At 71.8% G+C, this 8,782-nt stretch carries 9 protein-coding genes; all 9 read left to right on the plus strand.

Annotation, left to right across the window (positions count from 1 at the left end):
* Positions 1-5: 5 nt before the first annotated feature.
* The 9 genes from AB0M02_RS34245 (at position 6) to AB0M02_RS34285 (ending at position 8,762) form a co-directional block, all read left to right on the plus strand.
* Positions 6-443, plus strand: coding sequence for a phage tail protein (locus AB0M02_RS34245; RefSeq protein ID WP_364234590.1), 438 nt, complete (start codon positions 6-8; stop codon positions 441-443).
* Positions 440-814 (plus strand): hypothetical protein, encoded by a 375-nt coding sequence (locus AB0M02_RS34250; RefSeq protein WP_364234592.1) that lies wholly within the window; start codon positions 440-442, stop codon positions 812-814. Before AB0M02_RS34245 ends, AB0M02_RS34250 begins: the two co-directional genes overlap by 4 nt.
* 170 nt (positions 815-984) lie before the next feature.
* On the plus strand, positions 985-1,848 hold the full coding sequence (locus AB0M02_RS34255) for a DUF4157 domain-containing protein (RefSeq protein WP_364234594.1): 864 nt from the start codon (positions 985-987) through the stop codon (positions 1,846-1,848).
* Between the two features lies 1 nt (position 1,849).
* Complete coding sequence (locus AB0M02_RS34260; RefSeq protein WP_364234596.1) at positions 1,850-2,599, plus strand: LysM peptidoglycan-binding domain-containing protein; 750 nt, start codon at positions 1,850-1,852, stop codon at positions 2,597-2,599.
* Positions 2,596-4,170: a phage baseplate assembly protein V gene (locus AB0M02_RS34265; protein WP_364234597.1), complete on the plus strand. Its 1,575-nt coding sequence runs from the start codon at positions 2,596-2,598 to the stop codon at positions 4,168-4,170. The genes AB0M02_RS34260 and AB0M02_RS34265 overlap by 4 nt, the downstream gene beginning before the upstream one ends.
* Positions 4,167-4,517 (plus strand): hypothetical protein, encoded by a 351-nt coding sequence (locus tag AB0M02_RS34270; RefSeq protein WP_364234599.1) that lies wholly within the window; start codon positions 4,167-4,169, stop codon positions 4,515-4,517. Before AB0M02_RS34265 ends, AB0M02_RS34270 begins: the two co-directional genes overlap by 4 nt.
* Entirely contained in the window at positions 4,517-4,903 is a 387-nt protein-coding gene (locus AB0M02_RS34275; RefSeq protein ID WP_364234602.1) for a GPW/gp25 family protein, read from the plus strand. The genes AB0M02_RS34270 and AB0M02_RS34275 overlap by 1 nt, the downstream gene beginning before the upstream one ends.
* A complete protein-coding gene (locus tag AB0M02_RS34280) occupies positions 4,903-7,116 on the plus strand; it encodes a putative baseplate assembly protein (RefSeq protein WP_364234605.1) in 2,214 nt (737 codons plus the stop codon). The genes AB0M02_RS34275 and AB0M02_RS34280 overlap by 1 nt, the downstream gene beginning before the upstream one ends.
* Complete coding sequence (locus AB0M02_RS34285) at positions 7,113-8,762, plus strand: phage tail protein (RefSeq protein ID WP_364234607.1); 1,650 nt, start codon at positions 7,113-7,115, stop codon at positions 8,760-8,762. The genes AB0M02_RS34280 and AB0M02_RS34285 overlap by 4 nt, the downstream gene beginning before the upstream one ends.
* Positions 8,763-8,782 lie beyond the last annotated feature (20 nt).

Genomic DNA, 8,782 nt, shown 5'->3' on the forward strand with positions numbered 1-8,782 from the left:
GCGCCATGCCCCAGACCGGCGAACGGGTCGACCCGTTCCGCAGTTTCAACTTCCTGATCGAGATCCAGGGGATCGCCCAGGGCAGCTTCACCGAGTGCACCGGCCTGGGCTCGACGACCGAGTCGATCGAGCACCGCCAGGGCGGCGAGGGCAACGTCCGCAAGCTGCCCGGCCGCACGACGTTCAGCGACGTCACGCTCAAGTGGGGATCCACCGCGTCCACCGAGCTGTACGACTGGCGGCAGCGGATCGTGGACGGCAACGTCGACCGGCAGAACGTCTCGGTCGTGGTGTACGACATGGACCGCAGCACCGAGGTGGCCCGGTGGAACATCACCGGCGCCTGGCCGTCCAAGTGGGAGCTGTCCGGCCTGAACGCCAAGGGCAACGAGATCCTCATCGAGACGCTCGTGCTGTCGCACGAGGGGGTCGTCCGGGTATGACCGCGGATGTGCTCGTCACCGAGGTCCCCTTCGAACTGCCGAAGGGGTACGTCGACGCTCAGGGCACGCTGCACCGGACCGGGACGATGCGGCTGGCGACCGCGGCGGACGAGATCTACCCGCTGCGTGATCCCCGGGTGCAGAACTGGCCGGCGTACCTCATCGTGCTGCTCCTGGCCCGGGTGGTGACCCGGCTCGGGTCGCTGCCGGAGGTCAACGCCGGTGTGGTGGAGGGCCTGTTCTCCGAGGACCTGGCCCATCTGCAGGACCTCTACAACCGTGTCAACGGCCTCACCCCGCAGGTGCTCGCGGTGGTCTGCCCGCACTGCCACGAGTCGCACGAGGTGGAGGTGCCCCTGCTGGGGGGATAGCCGGCTACCCCCTGGACCGGGTTCACCGGGAGGCAGCCTTCCTCGGGCGACACGCCCACTGGACCCTCACCGAGGTGCTCGCCCTCGACCACGCCCAGCGCGTGCGGTGGGTGCGGGAGATCTCAGCGCAACTCGAGACGAACTGACGCGACGCCGGAAGGGGGAACGGCATGCCCGCCACGCTCGGTGAACGCCTGTCCGCCGCCGGTGAGGAACTGGCGGCGCGGCATCTGACCACGTTTCCGTGGGCCGCGGGGCTGGCACCGGCGCTGCGCCGGGCCGCCGAGCTCAGCACGTCCTGGGCGGAGCGGTTCGAGCGGCACGAGGCCGACGTGCGCCCGCCGCCCGCCACCGCCCGCCGTCGCTTTCCGAGCGCTCCGGCGAGCCCGTCCGCGCCGGAGGAATCCGTGGTGACGGAGACCGAGCGGCCCCTTCCGGTGGACGTCCGCGCCCGGCTGGGCGCGCTGGCCGGGCCGGGCGCCGCGGTCATGCGCGTGCTCACCGGTTCCGCGGCCGACACCGAGGTACGCGGCATGCACGCCGACGCCGTCACGAGGGGCACCGAGGTCCGGATGCGGTCCGGGCGGTTGCGCCCGGACACCCCCGAGGGACTGGCACTTCTCGCGCACGAGGCGAGCCACGTCAGCGCGGCGCTGCGCCGGGGCGGAGCCGCCTCCCACGGCACGCCCGGTGGTGCCGACGCCGAGGAGCGCGAGGCGTTGCGGATCGAACGCGAGACCCGGCTCTCCTTCGGCTCGCCCGTGGTGAGTGCGCCGGCCGCACTCCACCTGTCCGGCGGGCCACCGGGCACCGCGACGCCACCGTCGCCCGGCCCCAACGGTTCCGCGCCGCCGAACGGAACCGCGCCGGCCGCGGCCGCGGCCGCGGGCCCGTCGATGCGCGCCGACGCCGACCGGGCCGAGGCCGGTCCGGCCGCCGCGGCGGCGCCGGCGCTCGACATGGAGTCGCTGCGCCACGACCTGATCGAGGAGCTGATGCGCCGGGTGCGTACCGACTTCGAGCGTGGAGGCTGACGTGACCGCACCGATCCCGCGGGGACGACCGGCGGTGCTGCGCCGGATGCAGCGGCGCGCTCCGGAACCGGCGCACGCCGAACTGGCCAAGGCGGTCCTCATCGACACCGTGTCCGGCACGCCGCACCCGGTCATGTACAACCCCGAGGAGCTCAAGTTCGAGCAGGGCAACCAGTTCGCCGAGGTCGGCATCCCCGGCCGTAACGCCTCACCGGTGCAGTACGTGCGCGGCAAGAACCGCGTGCTCACCATGGAGCTGTTCTTCGACACGTACGAGACCGGCGAGGACGTCCGCGCCCACACCGCCCCGATCGTCGCGCTGCTCAAGGTCCTGCCGCAGACGCTCGCGCCGCCGGTGCTGCTGTTCTCCCTCGGCCAGGTGCAGTTCCGGTGCGTGCTCACCGACGCGGGTCAGCGGTTCACCATGTTCGACCGCGACGGCACGCCGGTGCGCTCGACCATGTCGGTACGCCTGCAGGAGTACGCCGACGTCCCCCTGGAGATCCAGCGCGGCGTGTTCCTCGGCTCACCGACCGCCTCTGCCCTGGTCAATGACGTGATCATCCCGCTGGCGCAGGGGGAGGGCTCGGCCGTGCACGTCGTGCTGAACGGCGACACGCTGAGCGGGATCGCCGGTGTCTACCTCGGCGACCCGGGCCGCTGGCGGGAGATCGCGCGGGCGAACGGCATCACCGACCCGCTGGTGATCGTCGCCGGCACCACCCTGGTCATCCCGGGGCGGCCCGGATGACCACACCGCCGTACGCCCCGCGTTTCGAGGTCCGCCTCTCCGGCGTGACGATGGCCGCCGACCTGGCCGGGCAGGTGCTCGGCCTGACCGTGGAGACGGACCTGGACCTGGCCGGCTCGTTCCGGCTGACGCTGCGCAACCCGGACAACAGGCTGCTCGACTCGCCGCTGCTGGACATCGGCAAGACCGTGGAGATCCACCTGGGGTACGGCCACGAGCTGGTGCCGGCGTTCCTTGGCGAGGTGGCGTCGATCGAGCCATCGTTCCCGGCGGACGCGGCGCCGACGGTGGTGGTGTCGGGTTACGACAAGTCGTACCGGATGCGGCACTCGCAGACCGGCCCGGCGCAGTGGCCGATGATCAACGACAGCATCCTCGCCGCGGAGATCGCCGCCGAGTACGGGCTGATCCCGATCGTCGACCCCGCCCCGTACATCGGCAAGCGCACCAAGGCCGAGAACGACATGGCGTTCCTCAAGTCATGCGCCGACAAGTACTTCTTCGACGTGTACGTCGAGTGGGACCGCCTGCACTTCCACTTCCCCCGCCCGCAGCTCGCCGCGCACGTGCTGGAGTGGGGCAGGAACCTGTCCAGCTTCAGCCCGCGGATCTCGGCCGCCGGCATGGCCGGGGTCCAGGAGATCCAGGTCTACAACCAGGAGCTCGCCCAGGCGATCACCGTCACGATGCTCGCCGACCTGGACCCGGAGACCCTCACCGAGCGGCTCGGCCAGTCGGCGATGCAGCTGCTGATGTCGTTCGTCCGCAAGGGCGTCAGCAAGGAGCCGATCGAGAACCCGGTGCAGGCCGCCCAGCTCGGCCTCTCCATCCTGCGCAACCTGCTGGAGGGCATGTACGAGGGCACCGGCTCCTGCATCGGCATCCCCGACCTGACCGCCGGGCGCTACGTCAAGATCGCCGGCATCGGTAAACGGTTCAGCGGGACGTACCGGCTGCGCAAGGTCACCCACAAGATCGACGGCAACGGGTTCCGCACCGACTTCTCGATCACCAGCCGCGGCCACACGAACCTGCTCGGCATGCTGCGCAAGAAGCTGAACGAGGAGCCGCCGCCGAACCAGGCCGAACGGTTCTTCGGCGTGGTGCTGGGCGAGGTGGAGGCCAACAACGAGCTGCTGGCCGAGGTGCCGTCACCGCCGATCGGCCGGGTCAAGGTGAAGTTCCCCGGCCTGTCCGGCAACGCGCTCAGCGACTGGGCGCCCGTCGTACGCCCGATGGCCGGCGACGGCACCGGGTTCTGGGCGCTGCCGGCCGTGGGGGACCAGGTGCTCGTCGCGTTCCTCGGCGGGGACGTCACGAAGCCGTACGTGCTCGGCGCCCTGTGGACGGCGAAGCGCCCACCGCCGACGACAAACCTGGACGGCCTCAACAGCAAACGGATGCTCAAGACACCGTCGGGGCACACGATCACGTTCGACGACACCACCGGACTGGGATCGCTCTCCATCAGCGCCGCCGGCGACCTGTCCATCCAGGCCACCGGGAACATCAAGCTCCAGGCCGGGCTCACCAAGATCGAAATGACACCGAGCGGGGTGGACGTGACATGACAGCGGTACTGGTCGCACCGAGCACGGTCGCCTGCCCGCATTCGCCGGGCCTGGTGGCGGCCGCCACCACGTCGTCGAGGCTCACCGTCGGCAAGATGCCGGTACTGCTCGCGGGGCTCACCGGCAAGGCGGTCGCCGGCTGCACGACCGCGCCGTCACAGAACACCAAGACGTGCCTGACGGTGGCGTCGGTGACCACCGGCGAGAAGTCCCGGCTCACCGTGGGCGGCGTCTCCGTGGTGCTCGCCGACGTGGCGGGTGCGACCGACGGAGTCTCCCCGACCGGGAACGCGCTCAAGGCGACGGCGAACCAGACCCGGCTCACGGCCGCGCCGGCGGTGCTGTGATGGCCGACGAACACCTGGGCCACGGCCTCGCCTTCCCGCTGCGGCTCGGCGCCCGCGGGCTCGGCGAGTCCGGCGGCGTCGCGCGCGTCGAGGAGTCGATGCGGCTGATCCTCGGCACCCAGTACGGCGAGCGCCTCATGCGCCCCACCTTCGGCGGCAACCTCAAGACCCTGGTGTTCGCCGCCAACAACGCCACCACGGCGAGCCTGGCGGCCTACTACGTCAAGGACGCGCTGGACCGCTGGGAGCCGCGCATCGAGGTCCTCGACGTCCTGGTGACCAACGACTTCCGCGCCGAACAGCTCGTCATCGAGGTCCGCTACCGCCTGCGCGCCACCGCGGCCGAGCACCTGTTCGTGTTGCCCTTCGGATTGGAGCGTGCGTGATGACCCTCGAATCGCGCCGAGGCCGCGTCCTCCCACCGGACCTCGACGACCGGACCTGGCAGGACCTGGTCGACGAGATGCGCGCGCTGATCCCGAAGTACGCGCCGCAGTGGACCGACCACAACCCCAGCGACCTGGGCATCACGCTCATCGAGCTGTTCGCGTGGCTGGGCGAGAACATCATCTTCCGGCTGAACCAGACCCCGGAGAAGAACTACCTCGCGTTCCTCAACCTGCTCGGCATCACCCGCGACCCGCAGAACCCGGCCCGGACCTACCTGACCTTCAGCTCCGGCGTGCCCAACCGGACCACCGTCGTGGCGGGCACACAGGCGCAGACCGTCGACACCGCCGGTGGCAAGCCGGTGGTGTTCGAGACCGACGCCGACCTCGTGGTCCTGCCGACCGAGCTGACGGCGGCGCTGAGGCTGCCGGCCCGCAAGTCCAACGTCGCGCTCGCCGGGGCGTACCGCAACGTGTCGGCCGACCTGATCGGGCCGCCCACCGCGCACCACCTGGTCCAGGTGCCGGCGGGGCAGACCGTCGACGTCCTGCTCGGCTTCACCAAGGCGGTCACCGAACCGGTCGTGCTGGACATCCGGCTGTTCCAGGCGGCCCTGCCGGACAAGCCGGTGACCGTGACCGCGCGGTTCTCCAAGGGCACCGACCAGCCGAACGCGTGGCCCGCGCTGCCGGTGACCGACGGGACCGACGGCCTGCGGCACGACGGCACCCTGCGCGTGACCGTGCCGGCCGACTGGGCCACCCAGCGCGCCGCCGGGCCGGAGGCCACCAAGCCGTGGACCGCGGTCACGCCCGCCGGCGCGGCCGACGCGGTCACCGAACCGCTGTTCTGGACCGCGCTGCATTTCACCGCGCCCGCGGTGACCGTTCCGCCGGGCGGCGATCCGCCCCCGCCGCTGACGTTCGGCATCGACCGGCTGCTGTTCAACGCCGTGTCGGCGCGGACCGCGCTGACCATTCGCCGGCCGGAGGTGCTGGGCACCAGCACCGGGCAGCCGTTCCAGGTCTTCGGCCTGCGCGAGCGGCCGCTGTACCGCCGTCCGGGCCTCGCCGCGCCCTACGCCGACCTGCGCGTCCAGGTGGAGTCCGGCACACCGCCGGTCCTGCAGGAGTGGGCACTCGTCGACGAGTTCCAGGCGGGACCCGGCCAGGTCTACCGGATCGACCCGGTCGCCGGTGAGGTGCGGTTCGGCAACTTCGACCCGCAGTCCGGCAAGGGCAGCGGCTCGGTGCCGCCCGCCGGCAGCCGCATCCAGGCCGCCCGGTACCGCTGGGTGGACCGGGGAGCGGCCGGCAACGTCGCGCCCGGACAGGTCGTGGTGCTGACCACGGCACCGGACACGACCCTCCCGCCGGGCATCGCGTCGGTGACCAACCTCGGGCCGGCCCGCGACGGAGCGGACGAGGAGCCGATCGAGGAGACCATGCGCCGCGCCCCCGAGGAGCTGCGGATCCGGTACCGCGCGGTGACCGTCGACGACTACGAGTTCCTCGCCCGGGAGGCCGCCAACGACCTGGTGATCCGCCGGTGCCTGCCGCCGAGACTGCACAACCCGCCGCCGGGCGCGGTCACGCCGTTCCAGAAGGGCCAGCCGTGGGAGTTCGGCGGGCTGGTCCGCGCACCGGGCACCGTGAACCTGGTGATCGTCCCGGACCGCGGCCTCGAGATCGCGCGGCCGGAGCCCACCCAGGACCAGATCCGGCTGGTCACGGCGTACCTGGACGCCCGCCGCGACCTCACCGCCCGGCTGGAGGTGGTGGCGCCCCGCTACCTGCCGGTCATCGTCAGCGTCACCATCCAGGTCTGGCAGGAGGCGCTCGCCGCCGGGGCCGACACCGGCACCATCGAGACCGACACCCGCGCGCGGATCCTGCGGTTCCTGCACCCGACGCGCGGCGGCCCGGACGGCACCGGCTGGCAGGTCGGCGAACCGGTCTTCACCTCGGACCTGTTCCGCGCGCTGATGCCCGCCGAGGACCTCGGTTTCATCAGCACGCTGCAGATGAAGCCGGACGTGCCCGCCTATCACTTCCCGCCGCAGGGGCCGGGCGGTGCCTTCAACGCCGACGTGGAGCGGCCGTTCCCGCTCTCCGACTTCGGCGCGTCGGTGCGCGTCGCCGACTACGAGCTGGTCTGCGCCGCGGCCGAGAACGCGCAGGTCGTGAAGGTGCAGCAGGTACAGCGATGACCGACGTGAGCGGCTACCTGCGCTACCTGCCGCCGATCCTGTGGCGCGACGACCCGCCGCCGGAGTCCGGCGAGATCGGGCTGGGCGCGATGCTGCGCATCTTCGAGAAGATCGCCACCGGTCTGCCGGACGGTGTCACGCTCGCGCACGGCCGCCCGGCTCTCACCGATCAGATCGCCGGCCTGCACCGCCTCTTCGACCCGTGGACCACGCCGGCCGAGTTCCTGCCCTGGCTCGCCTCCTGGGTGGCACTCGACTTCCCCACCCTGCAGGGCGAACTGCTCTGGGACGAATACCAACGGCGCAAGGTCACCGCGGAGATAGCCGGGATCTACCGCTTGCGCGGGCGCAAGGCGGGCCTCAATCAATACCTTGATCTGTACGCCGTTGGCAGCACACAACCGCGGGTCTGCGTCGACGACGGCGCCCGGCTGCTGTCGGTCGTACCCCGGGCCGGTGAGCGTGCCACGGTGACCGCGCTGGTCTCGCAGGGCCCGGTCGTGATCGGCACTCAGGTGCGCTCGGAGGGCCTGACCCGGCCCTGGAACGTGACGACCGGCGCCGACGGCAGCCTGTTCGTGGCCGACATCGGCCTGCCCGACGACGCCGGGGTCACCCTGCCCGGCCGGGTCTGGCACCTGGACTCCTCGGGCCGCTACCGCACCGCCGGCACACCGCCGCGCCCCGCACCCCTGGCGAGCGCGACCAGCCTCAAGGACGTCGTCGCCGTCACTGTCCGCCCGGCCCGCGACGCCGCGCCGGAGACCGCGTACGTGCTCACCCGCACCGGCCGCCTCTTCTCGATACCGGCACCGTTCGACGGTGTGGCGGCCACCCTCGTCACGACGCTGTCCAACCCCGGCAAACCGGTCTGGATGGTGGCCCTCGCGGTCGACCCGGCGACCGGGGACCTGCTGGCGCTCGACCGCGGCGGGCAGAAGCCGCAGGAGGCGGTCCCGTCGATCGTGACGGTCAAGCCGAACCCGCTCACCGTCACCCGGACGAGGCTGACCACGGTCGTCGAGCCGCTGTCGCTGACCGTCGAGGCCGGCGGCACGCTGCTGCTCGGCGACGGCGGGCCGCAGGAGCCGTCCGGGCCGCAGGAGATGTCCGGCAACCTGCGCCGCGTCGACCGGCGCACCAACCCGTGGACCGAGACGCGGCTGCTGCCGGTGACCAACCCGCTGGTCGCACCGACCGCCCTGGCGCAGACCCGGGACGGCACCCGGTACGTGCTGGACGCCGGACTGAAGCCGTTCGAGATCTCCGCCACCAACCCGTTCATCTGCCCGGTGGCCGAGCACGCCGCCGTGTTCACCGTGGACCTCGCCGCGTCACCGCCGGTGCTCACCCGGATCACCGGTCCGGGCGAGCTGGTCTATCCCACCGGCATGGTGGCCACCGCGGACCGCCTGGTGATCAGCGACCCCGGTCAGCCGCCGCTGCGCGGGCTGGAGACGTTCTGGAACCGGGCCCGGCCGTTCCACTTCGACGTCTCCGTGCACTTCACCGAGTCACGGCTGCCGCCCGACGGCGACCCGAGGCGCAAGCACGAACTGGACAAGGCCGTCGGCAACATCACCACGATCGTGACCGAGCAGAAGCCGGCACACACCGTCTGGACCCTGAACACCTCGATCCTCTAGCAGCACGCGCCGGAAGGAGT

The organism is Actinoplanes sp. NPDC051861 (assembly GCF_040681145.1).
In the GTDB taxonomy this organism is placed as follows: Bacteria; Actinomycetota; Actinomycetes; order Mycobacteriales; family Micromonosporaceae; genus Actinoplanes.

Excerpts from the sequence above, each read along its gene's own strand:
- AB0M02_RS34245 (WP_364234590.1), top strand. The coding sequence starts at position 6 with ATGCCCCAGACCGGCGAACGGGTCGACCCGTTCCGCAGTTTCAACTTC.
- AB0M02_RS34250 (WP_364234592.1), top strand. The coding sequence starts at position 440 with ATGACCGCGGATGTGCTCGTCACCGAGGTCCCCTTCGAACTGCCGAAG.
- AB0M02_RS34255 (WP_364234594.1), top strand. The coding sequence starts at position 985 with ATGCCCGCCACGCTCGGTGAACGCCTGTCCGCCGCCGGTGAGGAACTG.
- AB0M02_RS34265 (WP_364234597.1), top strand. The coding sequence starts at position 2,596 with ATGACCACACCGCCGTACGCCCCGCGTTTCGAGGTCCGCCTCTCCGGC.
- AB0M02_RS34270 (WP_364234599.1), top strand. The coding sequence starts at position 4,167 with ATGACAGCGGTACTGGTCGCACCGAGCACGGTCGCCTGCCCGCATTCG.
- AB0M02_RS34275 (WP_364234602.1), top strand. The coding sequence starts at position 4,517 with ATGGCCGACGAACACCTGGGCCACGGCCTCGCCTTCCCGCTGCGGCTC.
- AB0M02_RS34280 (WP_364234605.1), top strand. The coding sequence starts at position 4,903 with ATGACCCTCGAATCGCGCCGAGGCCGCGTCCTCCCACCGGACCTCGAC.
- AB0M02_RS34285 (WP_364234607.1), top strand. The coding sequence starts at position 7,113 with ATGACCGACGTGAGCGGCTACCTGCGCTACCTGCCGCCGATCCTGTGG.